General features: G+C 51.3%; 1 pseudogene. It reads right to left on the reverse strand.

The features are described 5' to 3' along the window. Window positions 1-561, reverse strand: a pseudogene (locus tag R7Q46_RS29250) (acetyl-CoA C-acyltransferase); the annotation flags it as partial.

A 561-nucleotide genomic window follows, 5' to 3' on the forward strand; every position in this document is an offset into this window, starting at 1 on the left:
CAAGCCCACCCGCAGCACAAGCGGTATTCAATGCAATACCACCACCACGACGTTTCAGTTCACGTAGAGTTTGCGTCATCATACGCGCACCCGTCGCCGCGAATGGGTGGCCGTAAGCAATTGAGCCACCGAGCACGTTGAATTTATCCATGTCGATTTCACCGATCGCTTTCGAACGACCTAGGTTTTCTTGAGCAAACTTATCTGAGGCAAACATTTTCACGTTTGCCAATGCTTGAGCAGCAAACGCTTCATGCATATCGATCAGAGTCAGATCCGACAGTTCCAAGCCTGTGTTTTCGAGCACTTTCGCAGTCGCGTAAGTCGGTCCCATCAGCATGTCTTTTTCCACACCAATCGCTGAGAATGCGTAGCCACGGATGTAGCCAAGAATTTCCATGCCCAACTCTTTCGCTTTACCTTCGCGCATCAGCATCACTGCCGCTCCGCCATCAGTCAGCGGCGTACTGTTTGCTGCAGTAACACTGCCGTACTGGCGGTCAAATGCAGGACGTAACTTTGCATAGCCCTCTAACGTCGAGTCGTGACGAACGTTGTTGT

The sequence above is a fragment of the Vibrio sp. 811 genome, assembly GCF_033339195.1.